The organism is Bacteroides sp. 3_1_13 (assembly GCF_001185845.1).
Classification (GTDB): domain Bacteria; phylum Bacteroidota; class Bacteroidia; order Bacteroidales; family Bacteroidaceae; genus Bacteroides; species Bacteroides xylanisolvens.
In genome coordinates, this window is sequence record NZ_KQ236957.1 from 170,129 (window position 1) to 184,868 (window position 14,740).

A 14,740-nucleotide genomic window follows, 5' to 3' on the forward strand; every position below is an offset into this window, starting at 1 on the left:
ATGACGTTTAATCGTTTCTGAACGGAGGGAAGATAACACTATGGCTGTAATTAAAGAACACCCGTGTCACAACTGAATGTAACACGGGTGTTCTTATCTATTATAATAATGTTTCTTACATCAAGAATCCAAGCAGGATACCGGCAGCAACAGCTGAACCGATCACTCCGGCAACGTTCGGACCCATAGCGTGCATCAGCAAATAGTTGGTCGAATCGTATTCCAAACCAATCACTTGCGAGATACGTGCAGAGTCGGGAACAGCAGAAACACCTGCATTACCGATCAACGGATTGATCTTATTACCCTTCTTCAGGAAGATATTGAAGATCTTAACGAAGATGACACCGGAGGCAGTTGCAATAACAAATGACAATGCACCGAGAGCAAAGATCTTGATAGAGTCAAGCGTCAGGAATTCGGAAGCTTGCGTAGAAGCACCTACTGTCAGACCCAACAGGATAGTGATTGTATCAATCAACGGACCACTGGCAGTATTAGCCAAACGGCGGGTTACACCACTTTCTTTCAACAGGTTACCGAAGAACAGCATACCCAACAAAGGCAGACCGGAAGGAACCAGGAAACAAGTCAGCAACAAACCGATGATCGGGAAAATCACCTTCTCCGTGTGAGAAACGGCACGCGGCGGTTTCATGCGGATGACACGTTCGTGCTTGGTGGTGAGCAGACGCATGATAGGCGGCTGTATCACCGGAACCAACGCCATATAGGAGTAGGCGGACACCGCAATGGCTCCCATCAGGTTAGGTGCTAGCTTGGAAGAAAGGAAGATGGCCGTCGGGCCGTCTGCTCCACCAATGATACCGATAGCACCGGCTTGCATCGGGTCGAAACCCATTTCCAATGCGATCATATATGCACCGAAGATACCGAACTGTGCAGCTGCACCAATCAGCATCAATTTTGGATTAGAGATAAGTGCCGAGAAGTCCGTCATGGCACCGATGCCCAAAAAGATGAGCGGCGGATACCAGCCGGAGGTCACTCCCTGATACAATATATTCAATACAGAACCTTCTTCATAAATACCGACTTTCAGCCCGGCATCCATATTAAAAGGTATATTACCGATCAATATACCGAAACCGATAGGAATCAGCAGCATCGGTTCGAACTCTTTGGCTATTGCCAAATAGATGAATACCAAGCCAACGAGAATCATGACTACATGCCCTACCGTAGCATTGGCAAAGCCTGTGTATGTCCAGAAGTCGGCCAGGTTATTTCCTAAAAAGTTTATAAAGTCTCCCATATTATTCAATAATTACGAGGTCATTACCTTCAAGAACAGAGTCTCCCTTGTTGACGTTGATGGCAGTAATCTTACCGTCCTTATCCGCATTGATATTGTTTTCCATCTTCATGGCTTCCAATATGATAATGGTCTGTCCTTTCTTTACAGTATCGCCTACATTCACTTTGATGTCGAGGATCACACCCGGCAGCGGAGATTTTACTCCTGATTTTCCGGTAGACGGAGCGGTCGGTTTCACTACTTGAGTAGGAGCAGCAGGAGCATTAGGCATCGGGCGTACTGTCACGGGTTTCGCAACAGGCTTCGGCTGTTTCTCCATTTCTACTTTATAGTGTGTACCGTTCACTTCTACATGAGCGATGTTGTCTTCAATATCTCCGATGGTTACTTTATATGAGTTACCGTTGATTTTATATTTATATTCTTTCATCGTTTTTACTTTTTAAAAGGTGACTTACTTTCTGGGAGGAGTTTCACGCAAAGTGTAAATCTTCGAACTCCATGGTGAGTAGCTGCGTTTTACGCGGGTGATGGTCAGTACCGTTTCTTCTACGTCGTGCACCTCATCCTGCATTTCGTGTAATGCCATAGAAATAGCAGCGTATACTTCGCCCGGAGCCTGTGACAGTTCCTTAGCTTCATGCTTGTCAATGCCTTTAGATTTCATAGCGTTGCGCTTGCTCAAATTAACAGCTACTTTTCCTACAATCTTAAAAGCAATAAAGAGAAGAATCAATCCGCAGAATACTACGCTCATGGCAGAAATGGACATTCCAACGCCATCAGCATCGTGTTCTTCAAACTTTTCCATCTTGGAATTGCTGTCAAGAGTCTTGTTGTTGGTGCTCGGAGTCACGTATTTGTCACCGCTTCCACTTTTTACTTCCCATTCAGCTGCCCCGTCGCTTACACGAGCGTATGATTGGTTGGGACCGAGAGCGCCTGCAGGCACTACAATCTGGTCGAGCAACTTTTTGCCGGAGTCGAACAGACCCACCCAGTTAGCTGTTTCCGGATTCAGCTTGAAGCTGGTATGGAAAGTACCACGGTTAGGTTCGCCATCTGCCCAGAATAGTGCATGTTGGCGTGGTTTCACTAAGGTAAGTATATCACCTTTCGGGATAAAATAAGTAACTGTATCGCCCGGTTGGCTGCTTACTTTCAGCAAGCAAGCTGCCAGGTCGGCGCTACCGAATGATTTATTGAATATTTCAATCCATGCGCTGTGCAATCCGTAATCGTCCTGAAAATTACTCTGATTGTCTATCAGGATTTCGTTTAGCACCAGCTTATTGTTCGACTTTTGCTCTCCACAAGAAGTCAGACCAATCAGCAACAGCAAAGAAAGGAATATTCCGATTTTGGTTTTGTTCATAATCGTTCTTGTTTTAATGTGAAAAGTAGGATTACAACGGAATATTACCATGCTTCTTAGCCGGATTGCTCAATTTCTTAGTCTGCAACTGCTGCAAAGCACGGATAACACGGAAACGTGTGTTGCGCGGTTCAATTACATCGTCGATGTAGCCATATTTAGCTGCATTGTAAGGATTGGCGAACAGTTTCGTGTATTCTGCTTCTTTCTCTGCAAGGAATTGAGCAGGGTTTTCCTGATCTTTGGCTTCGCGTGCGTACAATACTTCTACTGCTCCTGCACCACCCATTACTGCGATTTCGGCAGTAGGCCATGCGTAGTTCATGTCACCGCGAAGTTGCTTACAGCTCATTACGATGTGAGAACCACCGTAAGATTTACGCAATGTGATAGTAACCTTAGGCACAGTAGCTTCACCGTAAGCATACAACAGTTTAGCACCATGAAGGATAACGCCATTGTATTCCTGACCTGTTCCCGGAAGGAATCCCGGTACGTCTACCAACGATACGATAGGAATATTGAATGCATCGCAGAAACGAACGAAACGTGCGCCTTTACGAGATGCATTGCTGTCGAGCACACCAGCCAGATACTTAGGCTGATTAGCAACGATACCTACCGATTGTCCGTTGAAGCGGGCGAAACCGATGATGATATTCTTTGCATAATCTTTCTGGATTTCAAGGAATTCACCGTTGTCCACAATAGCGCCGATCACTTCGTACATGTCATACGGTTTAGTAGGGCTGTCGGGGATAATATCGTTCAAAGAATCTTCCAGACGGTCGATTGGGTCTGTGCAATCTACATAAGGAGCTTCTTCGAGGTTGTTTTGAGGAATATAGCTCAACAGTTTGCGAATCAGTTCGAAACCTTCTTCTTCTGTTTGGGCGGTGAAATGAGTTACACCCGATTTAGTGGAGTGAACGCTTGCGCCACCGAGGTTTTCCTGACTAACGTCTTCACCTGTAACGGTCTTCACCACTTTCGGTCCGGTGAGGAACATATAAGAAGTGCCTTCCATCATCAGCGTGAAGTCGGTCAGAGCCGGAGAATAAACAGCACCACCGGCACAAGGACCGAAGATACCGGAAATCTGCGGAATAACACCTGAAGCAAGGATGTTGCGTTGGAAGATTTCTGCATAACCTGCCAAAGCGTTGATACCTTCCTGGATACGTGCACCACCCGAGTCGTTGATACCGATACAAGGAGCACCCATCTTCATGGCCTGATCCATAATTTTACAAATCTTCAATGACATCGTTTCTGACAGTGAACCGGCAGAAACAGTGAAGTCCTGTGCGAACACATATACCAGACGTCCTTCGATTGTACCGCAGCCGGTTACTACACCGTCTCCCGGATAATGTTTTTTCTCCATTCCGAAGTTCGTGCATCTGTGCTCAACGAACATGTCCATTTCTTCGAAGCTACCCTCGTCAAGCAGCATAGCCAGACGCTCGCGTGCTGTGTATTTCCCTTTTTCATGTTGCTTCGCAATTGCTTTTTCGCCGCCTCCGATACGTGCTACGGCACGGCGTTCAATAAGCTCTTTAATTTTTTCAAGTTGATTACTCATGAGTTCTTGTTGGTTTTAGAGTTTATGATTAATGTTCGCAGAGTTCTGTCAACACGCCCAAAGTTGATTTCGGGTGAAGGAAAGCAATATTCAAACCTTCAGCACCCTTGCGGGGAGCTTTGTCGATAAGGCGGATTTCTTTGCTTTCTGCTTCTGCCAAAGCATTGGCTACGCCATCTTCTACAGCAAAGGCTACATGGTGAACACCTGCACCTTTGTTTTCAATGAATTTGGCAATAGTACTCTCCGGGCAAGTCGGCTCCAACAGTTCAATTTTGGTTTCGCCTACTTTTAAAAAAGCAGTTCTTACTTTCTGATCTTCCACTGTTTCAATGTTGTAACACTTCAGACCTAATACATTTTCGTAGTAAGGAAGGGCTTCTTCGATGCTTTTTACAGCAATGCCCAGATGTTCAATGTGTGAAATCTTCATAACTATACTTTTTTTATTTGGTTTTAATCATGTGCTTATATGGCATAAAACAGCACAAAGAAAGACATTTCTTACCTAATAAAGAAATATTTCTGCATTTAATTATTGGATTATTAAACAGAAAAAATGGTAGGGAAGGAGCATGGAGAGTCGTTTTGCAATCTTGAGATTACATTTAGATATAAAATTTGACTAAGAGTTTGTTTAGCCAATTCCAATTGACACGGAACCAGCGGCGGGTACTGCTTTGCTTTCCTCCGAATCGGAGAACGAAATCACGATAACCGTGTTTGCGGAACGGAAGTCCTACATCCATAAATTCCATGTGGCGGAATCCCCGTTGGCGGGCGTCTTCCAATGCCTTCCAAACGGCCAGCACTCCCGGATACTGAAGTGCGTATGTCTTTCTCATTCCTCCGGAGAACCAAAGGTAGGCGTCATCTCCCGAATAGATACAGACGGAACCGCCAATGATTTTCTCTTTGTATTTTACTACGAATATTTTTGCCTGTTGTCCTTTGATTAGCATATCGTTCATGTGACGGAAAAAGTCGTTGGCTGGGAAATATCTGCGTATGCGGGAGGAATAAACCTTGTGCAGCATCCGTGAGAAATCGTGTATTTCTTCCACGGTATGTGCCTCCTCTACTTTGGCTCCATTCTTGAGTCCTTTTTTTATCTGACGGATGCGTGACGGGCTGAATCGGTCTTCCGTCTTTTTCATACTGTGCAGCGAATTGCGTACCCGCAGCCAATTGACAGGGAAATAATCATTGGCACGGAAAACCCGATAGCCGAACATCGAATTATTGAGGTTCCGGAATTCGATCAGGACACAGCTACGCGATGCTTCTTGTGTGAGATGTTCGAGCATATCGCCAAAGATTTCTTCTGCCTTTTCTTTGTTGGTCGAAAGCGACTCATCCAGAAATTCACCTTCGCTATATACTACGCAATGCTTCACTAATGAGGAGGGAAGCCACTTTTTCGCTTTGCGGATGGCGGCAAGCAGGCGTGCCACAGGTCTGCCGTCTTCTGTTGCCACTATTAATAAAGGAGTATAGCCCGGAGTCGCTTCATAAATCTGAAATAACTCTTTGGAATGGAAGGCGTTTTTTCCCGGCAATTCAGGAATGTCCTTCCCATGATAATATGTGGTTAGTTTAAGTGGCATCTAGGTACAAATTTACACTTTTTATTCTTTATTCAACAACAAAACGGAGAATTTGTTGGAGCTGCTTGATATATATAGTTGTAAAAAATGCACCTTTATATATTTTTTCTATCTTTGCGTAATCGAACAGAACTTTTAAAAAGCGGAACTATGTTAGAAGAAATTTTAGCTTACAACAAGCAATTTGTTGAGAACAAGGGATACGAATCGTATATTACTAATAAATATCCCGATAAGAAAATAGCTATTCTTTCCTGTATGGACACCCGACTGACTGCTTTGCTTCCAGCCGCATTAGGAATTAAGAATGGCGATGTGAAAATGATAAAAAATGCAGGTGGCGTTATTTCCCATCCTTTCGGTAGCGTGATACGTAGTTTACTTGTAGCTATTTTTGAGTTGGGGGTAGAGGAAATAATGGTGATTGCTCATTCTGACTGTGGAGCTTGCCACATGCACAGTGAAGTAATGCTCGAAAAAATGAAAGCACGCGGGATCAATCCGGATTATATTGACATGATGCGTTTCTGCGGAGTTGACTTTCATTCGTGGCTGGATGGCTTCGAAGATACGGAAAAGTCGGTGAGAGGAACGGTAGATTTTATCGTGCGTCATCCTTTGATCCCTTCAGATGTGACAGTCTACGGGTTTATTATTGATTCTACGACCGGGGAATTAACTCGGATTGTATAGATTATTAGATAGATAGGTAAATAGATAAACTTCTTTTTTAATCCCCTAAATATAGTGACGCTATCCTATCATGATAGTGACGCTATTCCTATTGTATAGTGTCGCTATGTCTGGAGGATAGTGACGCTATTTTGAAGGCAAAAAAATAAGGCAGCTTTTTATCGGCTGCCTTTATCTTTCTGCGGTTATATACTTTCTTTGACTGGTGCACTCGTTTGTGACAAATAGGGTGCCCGTACATCTCAATTTCTGCCTCACGGCTGGCTTTACGATTCGCTTTAATGTAATCGTCTTGTGTAATTCGCTTTTTCATAATGAAATTATTTATCTGTGCAAAGATACAATATATTCTTCATTTAGTGGAGTATTTGGCACTCTTTTCATGTCATAGATTCCCTTCCGACAATAGAAATGAAAAAGATACTTTTATTTCCTATTACGCTCGGTTTGCATTATCTTTGCATACATTAATCAAATGAAACCGGAAATAATATGGAAAATTTCAGTGAATTAATAAAGAACCGTCGTAGTATGCGGAAGTTCACCGATGAAGAGTTGACACAAGATCAGGTAGTTACGTTGATGAAAGCAGCTTTGATGTCTCCTTCTTCCAAACGTAGTAATAGTTGGCAGTTTGTAGTGATTGATGATAAAGAGGTATTGAAAGATTTGTCTCATTGTAAGGAACAGGCTTCTTCATTCATTGCCGAGGCTGCTTTGGCAATTGTGGTAATGGCCGATCCGTTGGCCAGTGATGTTTGGATTGAAGATGCTTCTATTGCTTCTATCATGATACAGTTGCAGGCCGAAGATCTCGGCTTGGGAAGCTGCTGGGTGCAGGTCCGTGAACGTTTCACTGCTACTGGAATGCCTTCCGATGAATTTGTTCATGGAATCCTGGGTATTCCTCTGCAACTTCAAATTCTTTCCGTTATTGCTATCGGACATAAAGGGATGGAACGTAAACCTTTCAACGAAGAACATCTTCAATGGGAGAAAATTCACATAAATAAATTCGGAGGAAAATAAATATGGGAGCTGCTAAAGCGAGTAACAGCAAAGATACTTATTTGGCTACCGCTGTTACCTTTATCGTTATCGGAGCACTTTATCTGATTGATAAACTGATTCATTTCTCTACCCTCGGGCTACCTTGGGTGATGAATAAGGACAATATGTTATTGTATGCTTCGATCTGTTTTCTTATTTTTAAACGCGACAAATCAATTGGTTTTGTGTTACTTGGTCTTTGGCTAGTGATGAATATCGGCTTGGTTATGTCATTGCTGGGTTCGTTATCCGGGTATCTGCTGCCATTGACTCTGCTCATTATCGGAATCATTTTATTCTGGTTTGCAAAACGGTAAAGAAATAATGAAGAGAAGTATAGAAGATACACCGATTGTGTTTATCGGCGCAGGTAATCTGGCTACTAATCTGGCGAAGGCTCTCTATCATAAAGGCTTCCGTATTGTGCAGGTATATAGCCGGACCATGGAATCTGCCCGTACTTTAGCCGAGAAAGTTGAAGCTGAATATACTACAGATTTACAGGAAATCTCCAAAGATGCCAAATTGTATATTGTATCTTTGAAAGATGCCGCTTTAGTAGATTTGTTGTCGCAGATAACAGAAGGGAAACAGAATTCTTTGTTGGTGCATACCGCGGGAAGTATCCCGATGAGTATTTGGGAAGGGCATGCAGAACGGTATGGAGTATTTTATCCGATGCAGACATTCAGCAAACAACGTGAGGTCAGTTTTCAGGAAGTGCCTTTCTTTGTTGAAGCGAAACGACCGGAAGATGTAGAGTTCTTGAAAGCTGTTGCCGCCACTCTTTCAGAGAAAGTTTACGAAGCTTCTTCCGAGCAACGTAAAAGCCTTCATTTGGCTGCTGTTTTTATCTGCAACTTCACAAATCACATGTATGCATTAGCTGCTGATTTGCTTGAAAAATATAATTTGCCTTTCGATGTTATGCTTCCGCTGATAGACGAAACGGCACGTAAAGTACACGAACTGGCACCACGTGATGCACAGACCGGACCCGCTGTTCGTTACGATGAGAATGTGATGAACAATCATCTTGCCATGTTGGTAGATTCTCCGGCATTGCAGGATATATATAAACTAATGAGCAAAAGTATCCATGAGCACCATCAACTATGATTTATCTCGTATCAAGGCTTTAGCTTTTGACGTAGACGGAGTATTGAGTTCGACAACCGTACCTTTGCATCCTTCCGGAGAGCCGATGCGTACCGTGAATATCAAAGATGGGTACGCCATCCAGTTGGCTGTGAAAAAAGGACTTCACATAGCCATCATCACCGGTGGCCGTACAGAAGCAGTGCGTATCCGTTTTGAAGGACTGGGTGTGAAGGATCTGTATATGGGATCTGCCGTCAAGATACACGATTATCGTGATTTTCGTGATAAATACGGACTGACCGATGATGAAATTCTCTATATGGGCGATGATGTTCCGGATATTGAAGTGATGCGTGAATGTGGACTTCCATGTTGTCCGAAAGATGCCGTGCCGGAAGTGAAATCCGTAGCAAAGTATATCTCTTATGCAGACGGCGGACGTGGCTGCGGACGTGATGTGGTGGAGCAAGTTCTAAAAGCTCATGGTCTGTGGATGGCAGAAGATGCTTTCGGCTGGTGAATGAATTAGACGATTGGACAATTTACGATTTACGATTGGAGTATCTCTGTAAATTAATCCGGTGATGTTAATAGAAGTACTCTTGACCGTCAACGAAATCGCTCTTAATTATCAACAGAAACATTCTTCAATCATCAATAAATAGTATTTTCAATCGTAAATCGTAAATCGTCAAATTGTAAATAAAATCATGCTTGATAATTTAAAGAAATATCAGATTATACTAGCCTCCAATTCTCCCCGTCGGAAAGAATTGATGTCAGGCTTGGGAGTGGACTATGTAGTCAGAACATTGCCGGATGTAGACGAGTCATATCCGGATACATTGGTTGGTGCTGAAATACCCGAATATATTGCTCGTGAAAAGGCAGGTGCCTACCGTACCATGATGCAGCCGGGAGAATTATTGATTACAGCAGATACCATTGTCTGGATGGATGGAAAAGTACTTGGAAAACCGGAAGGTAGGGAAGGAGCCATTGAAATGCTTCGTGCTCTTTCGGGAAAGTCTCATCAAGTTTTCACAGGTGTTTGCTTGACTACTACCGAATGGCAAAAAAGCTTTACCGCTTCTTCCGAAGTATTGTTTGATGTCTTGTCAGAAGATGAAATCCAGTATTATGTCGACCTCTATCAGCCGATGGATAAGGCAGGAGCCTATGGTGTCCAGGAATGGATCGGGTATATCGGTGTGAAATCAATTTCAGGTAGCTTCTATAATATTATGGGACTTCCCATACAGAAGTTGTATGGAGAGTTGAAAAAGTTATAGTAAGGATCCTGAATCTATCTGAATATTTCTACTTACCCCAATAATATGAGAAGGCTGCCTCAAAATAGAAAATGAGGCAGCCTTTTTCTGTATTCTTAAGCAGGGATATTTACTGAATATCCCGAATTGAAGGATGCAGGAGACTATAATAAATCCAACATCAGAGGAATGTCCTCTTCTCGAATCCCTTGTGTGAGAAGGGATTCTTCATCTTTGTGGAACATCTCCAGGAATCTTTCCCGGTTCCCACTAGCTGTAATGGCTTTTCCGTAGAAAACGGCAGCTTTCTGAATATCTCCCATTACCCAGGCCACATGCCCTGCGTTCATATAATCAATAGCCAGCGGCTTTTGTTTAATAATCTTTTCATAATATTTCATCGCCTGTTCATATTTCTGACTGATGAACGAGCACCAACCGATGCCGCGCCACGCCTTTATACAATTGTTCTCGATGAAATCCAACTTGAAGAAATAATTCAGAGCTTCCTCATATTGTCCCAGTTCAGCTAGGCAACTACCGATATAGAAAGTCACATTGGTATCTTCCGGAGCAGCTTCTTCTACCTTTTTATAATAAGTGAGTGCAGCCTGATAGTTTCTGTTTAACCGGTAACAAATAGCCAGGTGGCGATTGTTCCAAATATTATCCGGCTTCAGCGTGTCTGCTTTCAGATAAGCCTGAATAGCTTCTGCATATTTCTTTCTTTTCTGTAATGCATAGCCAAACTTCTGATAATATTCTGCACTTTCTCCTTCGAATCCTCCAATAGACTCCAGTTCTTCATAAATTTCAATAGCCTCGTCCCAACGTTCCTTTGCCAGATAAAAATCGGCAATGGGGAACAATACATCTTCCCAATACAAGATATTGTCGAGTGCAGGAACGTGATGAAGATCGAGCTTCTCTTTAAAAATATCTCTGAACTCACTCTTGCGTACACTAAGTTTGAAGAAACGGTACAAGTCGTGCAGGTATTGGTTACTGACCGTTCCCGGACGTTCATTGAACCTCTTCATTGTTTCAACATTCGATTTCTCTGCCAATTCTGCCACCTGCTGTTCGTTCAACTGACTCAACATCATATCTTGTTGCGACTGTGGCAATTGATGAATCGTGAAAAAGAGCGAGTACTTATCGCTGTTGCTGAAAAAGCCCGATTGAAGAATTAAATCCAGCAGACTGCCTCCCTGATTTCCCGCTTGTTTCATTGCTTTGAGTACATTGGACTGTTGCTTGCTGAATGGATAAAACCAGTTATGCACCTCGCGGAAGAATGGATAATTTTTCAATGCGGCAAAAGTGCTCATATACACATCTGCGCCCTCTAATTGCAATTCGTTCATTTCACGCAATTTATCTCCCAGGCCGGACTTCTCGAACGCATCTTCCCAATCCGGGTTCATATCATTGTTTTCTTCATCGTTTTCTTCAAAACCGAATCGCATATTTTTCATGGAGGAAACATTCTTCAGCATTTCAGGAATAATCTCTTCCCTCATCTTCTTATCAATTTTTTCCGTTTCCTGACACAATAGCATTTGGCGGTAAATACGTGCGACGTCTTCTCTGAATGAAGGTATTTCCTCCATGAGATCTACCCTTTTGATAAGTTCCGGATAAAAAGAAAGACGGCTTCTGTAGATGTGGAAGATAATCATTGTACCTACCAATGCCCGTTGGCTGACGTTGACGTTAGGGTGTTCGTAAGCATTGAGCAGCCACATTATTTTTCGTAAGTCGAAACATTCCATCAAGCTCAATGTGAGGGCACTGACAAATAAGCATAAGTCATCTCCCGGAAGTAATTCCGAGGCAAGCATAGCTTTTGCGTCTTCCTCGTCCTCGGGAGTCCATGCACTGTTTGTCCATGTTCTTATAAACATAAACTTGAGCGTATCTTCATGCCGTCTTAATACTTCATCCATCTTTTCGTCAGACAGTAGTCCGCTGACTGCCAAGTCGTCATTAAATGACTCCAATATGTGTAATATTGTTTTGATACCATAGTTCGACAAGTCCGCCGATCTGGGAGTGCGGCGTACCTCATGATAATATCTTGATGAAGCGTTGTCCAACATGAGCAAACGTGATTGGTCGGCAATTCCCCAGGTGTCTGCTACCATTTTTTGATACAGATTCCACCGGTCAGGGTCGTTTGCTCCCTGTTTCATGTATTCTAGCATATATTTGTAGGAAGTCTGCAATTGTTCCAGGCGAGTGCGCAAATCCCAGTCAGGACACTGCCACAGCAAAGATTCCAACTGCATTAAGGCTTCTTTGAGTCTTTTCTCTTCAAGTAAAGTACGTATATATGCGTATTGTTCATTAATCGTTTTTTCGTTCATCATTCTTTAATTATTTATTTTTTCCAATCCAGGTCAAACGTTTCCAGAGACCCTCAAAAGGACCGTGCTTATGGTGTCGGAGCCACCACGAACAAAATACCATTTGTAATAGAACAAAAAGGATGCCAAAAAGGAAACTGTAAGTGATTCCTAAATATCGTCCAAGTTCAAATCCCCAATGATAGAACAAAAGAGAACCGAAAATAGATTGCCCGAGGTAGTTCGTTAAACTCATTTTACCATAAGATGTGAAACGCATAAAGAAACTGCGGTCTTTCACACGGTAGAAAGTCAGCAGTAATCCCGTTACCAGCAATACCATGAAGCTAAGGTTGCTGAATGAACTTAATATCAATTGCAAGGGAACAAGGATGGCACTTCGTTCGATGAATTCCGGCAGCATATTGTTCAATCCGTAGATGGGGAAGAAGCAGAGAAGCGAAACGGCCAATGCCTTTAACCACAAGCGTTCGTTCTGTTCGCTGTACAGGAAATATTTGCGGCGACCGACAAGCATTCCGAATAAGAATAATCCCGGTGTCTGTAAGATACGTCCATGTTCCAGTGCCCAGGTCATATTGGCCAGTTGTCCTTCCCACATATTCATGCGGACTGTTTCGAGGAAAGTTCCGTTCTTTTGTACGTCGAAAGCAATGCTGAAATAATAACCTGCCAAACTTTTTCCTGCCACATAGTCAGGGTTACACAAAGCATAAATCAATTTCACCCAGTCGATAGGTTGTAGAATTAATAAAGTAGCGAAGATGACAACCGTGCGGTCACTCATCCGGCAGAATATCGGAAGGATAATTCCTAAAATCGCATACATAGTCAATATTTCACCGGTAAAGAAAGCGGCATTGAACTGTCCTATCATGAAGAGAATGAATAATCTCCATAAAAAACGCAAGCGGAAATCTTTCCCTCTTCGTTGTTGGTTGTTGTCTTGAATGTAGAAACTGAAACCGAAGAGCAGGGCAAACACAGCGTATGCTTTGTTACTGAATGTGAAGAATAATCCTCTCCAAATAGCCTGATCGGTAAATTTCATCCATTCAAAAGGTACTTCTTCCGGGAAAGAGTAGAAATTAAAATGTTCAATACTATGTAAGAGAATAATTCCCATTACTGCTAATCCTCTTAATACGTCGGCCACGTCTATTCGGGCGTTGGTTTCCGCGATTTTGTGTTCCATGATTTCTTCGTTTCTGTTATTTATAAGGTTGATATTCTATAATTATTTGATTCCGCTGTTTTAATACTGCTACTCCAGCCCTAATACCGGATGCTAATACTTAATACTTGATACTTAATACTTAATTGATACTTAATACTTAATTGATACTTAATTTAAAACCTTACCTGCACCTGTGCCTGTATCAGATTGGAGTCTTTTTGTCCGTCTCCTTTCTTGTCGCAAAAGGTATATTGTGCTTGTAACCGGCATCTGGGATAGAACCAGTATTGTACGCCTGCAATATAGTTGTTCTGTTTGAAATCAGCAGCTTTGTTCGGGTTGAAATAATCGAACGAAGCGATGAAATCGAAATTCCGGGCGAAGCGTACACTGCCTGTTGCATAGAAACCTTCGCTTTTCACACTCCGGTCTTTTCCGGCAAGATATTCCGTGCGCAGATTAAAGGTGGAAGTGGTGACAACCCCTCCTGCACTCCAGCGTTTCTTGGCGTAATTTTCTCCGGCTTTAATTCCGGTATATTCCGAATCTGCTATGGCATGTCCTGTTCCGCGGATAAACGAACCACCTACGGATAACCATTTCAGCGGATTAACCATCAAGTTACCGACTACATCTTTTTGACTGTTTTTGTCTTTGGTGTTCAATCCCTGTCCGTTCATTACAGCCACTTTGTATTGCAGGAAGTCGCGAAATAATTTTCCGTGAAGCATCATACCGATATCCCGTCCGGACGTCATTCCGTAACACTTATCGCTACCGCTTACTCCCGCCAGATAACAAACCGACTGTGAATAACAATTGATGAGTTCTACTGTGGTAGGAGATAATTCATTTTCTATGGTATAAGGAACCTTGAATTCACCGATACGTGCCGTAAGTCCGGGGAGAAACTGATAATCGGTATACACTTCGAGTAACATGCCCCCATTGTAGAAGTCATACATAAAATCACAAGTCCACCGTTTGGTGATCTTTCCGTGTGCCATGAAAATAATTCGCTTGATGTCGAATGTATTGTCCGGGTTCGCTGCATCGTCATAAGTATATCCCAATTGGGCATATCCGGAGAGACTAATCCGTTCTTTCAGTGTGTTGACAACTTGATTTAGTGGTGTCTGCTCCTGTGCCAGGAGAGGATTTTGCATACCTGTAATGCATAATACAAAGGTTAAGAGTTGGAGTAGTGTTTTTCGCATGAGTTAGTTGTTATTT

16 protein-coding genes are annotated in these 14,740 nt (G+C 42.7%); 6 read left to right on the top strand and 10 right to left on the bottom strand.

Annotated elements, in window-relative coordinates:
- Positions 1-115 precede the first annotated feature (115 nt).
- From HMPREF9009_RS23055 to HMPREF9009_RS23080, 6 genes are all read right to left on the bottom strand, one after another.
- Positions 116-1,276 carry a sodium ion-translocating decarboxylase subunit beta gene (locus HMPREF9009_RS23055; RefSeq protein WP_049703493.1) on the bottom strand — a complete coding sequence of 387 codons (1,161 nt, stop codon included), beginning with the start codon at positions 1,274-1,276 and terminating at the stop codon, positions 116-118.
- A 1-nt stretch (position 1,277) separates the two neighbouring features.
- Positions 1,278-1,709 carry an acetyl-CoA carboxylase biotin carboxyl carrier protein gene (locus HMPREF9009_RS23060; RefSeq protein WP_004300895.1) on the bottom strand — a complete coding sequence of 144 codons (432 nt, stop codon included), beginning with the start codon at positions 1,707-1,709 and terminating at the stop codon, positions 1,278-1,280.
- Positions 1,710-1,733: 24 nt separating this feature from the next.
- Entirely contained in the window at positions 1,734-2,654 is a 921-nt protein-coding gene (locus HMPREF9009_RS23065; RefSeq protein ID WP_004314216.1) for an OadG family transporter subunit, read from the bottom strand.
- A gap of 31 nt (positions 2,655-2,685) precedes the next feature.
- Positions 2,686-4,239 (bottom strand): acyl-CoA carboxylase subunit beta, encoded by a 1,554-nt coding sequence (locus tag HMPREF9009_RS23070; protein WP_004300890.1) that lies wholly within the window; start codon positions 4,237-4,239, stop codon positions 2,686-2,688.
- A gap of 28 nt (positions 4,240-4,267) precedes the next feature.
- The gene (gene mce, locus HMPREF9009_RS23075) at positions 4,268-4,672 is read right to left on the bottom strand and encodes a methylmalonyl-CoA epimerase (RefSeq protein ID WP_002561104.1); all 405 of its coding nucleotides are present in this window, start codon (positions 4,670-4,672) and stop codon (positions 4,268-4,270) included.
- Positions 4,673-4,847: 175 nt separating this feature from the next.
- Positions 4,848-5,846: a GNAT family N-acetyltransferase gene (locus tag HMPREF9009_RS23080; RefSeq protein WP_049703494.1), complete on the bottom strand. Its 999-nt coding sequence runs from the start codon at positions 5,844-5,846 to the stop codon at positions 4,848-4,850.
- 150 nt (positions 5,847-5,996) lie between these two features.
- Here HMPREF9009_RS23080 and HMPREF9009_RS23085 point away from each other — a divergent pair, with 150 nt between their 5' ends.
- On the top strand, positions 5,997-6,539 hold the full coding sequence (locus HMPREF9009_RS23085) for a beta-class carbonic anhydrase (protein WP_004300877.1): 543 nt from the start codon (positions 5,997-5,999) through the stop codon (positions 6,537-6,539).
- Between the two features lie 88 nt (positions 6,540-6,627).
- On the opposite strand, the gene HMPREF9009_RS23090 is transcribed toward HMPREF9009_RS23085, so the two are convergent.
- On the bottom strand, positions 6,628-6,852 hold the full coding sequence (locus HMPREF9009_RS23090; protein WP_008771321.1) for a hypothetical protein: 225 nt from the start codon (positions 6,850-6,852) through the stop codon (positions 6,628-6,630).
- Between the two features lie 179 nt (positions 6,853-7,031).
- On the opposite strand from HMPREF9009_RS23090, the gene HMPREF9009_RS23095 reads away from it, so the two are divergent.
- From HMPREF9009_RS23095 to HMPREF9009_RS23115, 5 genes are all read left to right on the top strand, one after another.
- A complete protein-coding gene (locus HMPREF9009_RS23095; protein WP_049703495.1) occupies positions 7,032-7,568 on the top strand; it encodes a nitroreductase family protein in 537 nt (178 codons plus the stop codon).
- A gap of 2 nt (positions 7,569-7,570) precedes the next feature.
- Positions 7,571-7,906: a hypothetical protein gene (locus HMPREF9009_RS23100; protein ID WP_007756900.1), complete on the top strand. Its 336-nt coding sequence runs from the start codon at positions 7,571-7,573 to the stop codon at positions 7,904-7,906.
- 7 nt (positions 7,907-7,913) lie between these two features.
- Positions 7,914-8,708 carry a Rossmann-like and DUF2520 domain-containing protein gene (locus HMPREF9009_RS23105; RefSeq protein WP_049703496.1) on the top strand — a complete coding sequence of 265 codons (795 nt, stop codon included), beginning with the start codon at positions 7,914-7,916 and terminating at the stop codon, positions 8,706-8,708.
- Complete coding sequence (locus HMPREF9009_RS23110) at positions 8,689-9,210, top strand: KdsC family phosphatase (RefSeq protein WP_008026011.1); 522 nt, start codon at positions 8,689-8,691, stop codon at positions 9,208-9,210. The genes HMPREF9009_RS23105 and HMPREF9009_RS23110 overlap by 20 nt, the downstream gene beginning before the upstream one ends.
- A gap of 190 nt (positions 9,211-9,400) precedes the next feature.
- The gene (locus HMPREF9009_RS23115) at positions 9,401-9,982 is read left to right on the top strand and encodes a Maf-like protein (RefSeq protein ID WP_004314224.1); all 582 of its coding nucleotides are present in this window, start codon (positions 9,401-9,403) and stop codon (positions 9,980-9,982) included.
- 143 nt (positions 9,983-10,125) lie between these two features.
- Here HMPREF9009_RS23115 and HMPREF9009_RS23120 read toward each other — a convergent pair whose 3' ends face one another.
- The 3 genes from HMPREF9009_RS23120 to HMPREF9009_RS23130 all read right to left on the bottom strand — a co-directional run bounded on the left by HMPREF9009_RS23120 (position 10,126) and on the right by HMPREF9009_RS23130 (position 14,724).
- Positions 10,126-12,333 carry a tetratricopeptide repeat protein gene (locus HMPREF9009_RS23120; protein ID WP_083444245.1) on the bottom strand — a complete coding sequence of 736 codons (2,208 nt, stop codon included), beginning with the start codon at positions 12,331-12,333 and terminating at the stop codon, positions 10,126-10,128.
- Between the two features lie 7 nt (positions 12,334-12,340).
- On the bottom strand, positions 12,341-13,525 hold the full coding sequence (locus tag HMPREF9009_RS23125; RefSeq protein WP_015533017.1) for a DUF418 domain-containing protein: 1,185 nt from the start codon (positions 13,523-13,525) through the stop codon (positions 12,341-12,343).
- A 155-nt stretch (positions 13,526-13,680) separates the two neighbouring features.
- On the bottom strand, positions 13,681-14,724 hold the full coding sequence (locus HMPREF9009_RS23130) for a porin family protein (RefSeq protein WP_049703497.1): 1,044 nt from the start codon (positions 14,722-14,724) through the stop codon (positions 13,681-13,683).
- Positions 14,725-14,740: the final 16 nt, after the last annotated feature.

Bases quoted from the DNA above. Each gene is read 5' to 3' on its own strand.
- HMPREF9009_RS23070 (WP_004300890.1), bottom strand. From the start codon at position 4,239: ATGAGTAATCAACTTGAAAAAATTAAAGAGCTTATTGAACGCCGTGCC.
- HMPREF9009_RS23125 (WP_015533017.1), bottom strand. From the start codon at position 13,525: ATGGAACACAAAATCGCGGAAACCAACGCCCGAATAGACGTGGCCGAC.
- HMPREF9009_RS23060 (WP_004300895.1), bottom strand. From the start codon at position 1,709: ATGAAAGAATATAAATATAAAATCAACGGTAACTCATATAAAGTAACC.
- HMPREF9009_RS23065 (WP_004314216.1), bottom strand. From the start codon at position 2,654: ATGAACAAAACCAAAATCGGAATATTCCTTTCTTTGCTGTTGCTGATT.
- HMPREF9009_RS23055 (WP_049703493.1), bottom strand. From the start codon at position 1,276: ATGGGAGACTTTATAAACTTTTTAGGAAATAACCTGGCCGACTTCTGG.
- HMPREF9009_RS23085 (WP_004300877.1), top strand. From the start codon at position 5,997: ATGTTAGAAGAAATTTTAGCTTACAACAAGCAATTTGTTGAGAACAAG.
- HMPREF9009_RS23100 (WP_007756900.1), top strand. From the start codon at position 7,571: ATGGGAGCTGCTAAAGCGAGTAACAGCAAAGATACTTATTTGGCTACC.
- HMPREF9009_RS23110 (WP_008026011.1), top strand. From the start codon at position 8,689: ATGAGCACCATCAACTATGATTTATCTCGTATCAAGGCTTTAGCTTTT.
- HMPREF9009_RS23080 (WP_049703494.1), bottom strand. From the start codon at position 5,846: ATGCCACTTAAACTAACCACATATTATCATGGGAAGGACATTCCTGAA.
- HMPREF9009_RS23120 (WP_083444245.1), bottom strand. From the start codon at position 12,333: ATGATGAACGAAAAAACGATTAATGAACAATACGCATATATACGTACT.
- HMPREF9009_RS23095 (WP_049703495.1), top strand. From the start codon at position 7,032: ATGGAAAATTTCAGTGAATTAATAAAGAACCGTCGTAGTATGCGGAAG.
- mce (WP_002561104.1), bottom strand. From the start codon at position 4,672: ATGAAGATTTCACACATTGAACATCTGGGCATTGCTGTAAAAAGCATC.
- HMPREF9009_RS23115 (WP_004314224.1), top strand. From the start codon at position 9,401: ATGCTTGATAATTTAAAGAAATATCAGATTATACTAGCCTCCAATTCT.
- HMPREF9009_RS23090 (WP_008771321.1), bottom strand. From the start codon at position 6,852: ATGAAAAAGCGAATTACACAAGACGATTACATTAAAGCGAATCGTAAA.
- HMPREF9009_RS23130 (WP_049703497.1), bottom strand. From the start codon at position 14,724: ATGCGAAAAACACTACTCCAACTCTTAACCTTTGTATTATGCATTACA.
- HMPREF9009_RS23105 (WP_049703496.1), top strand. From the start codon at position 7,914: ATGAAGAGAAGTATAGAAGATACACCGATTGTGTTTATCGGCGCAGGT.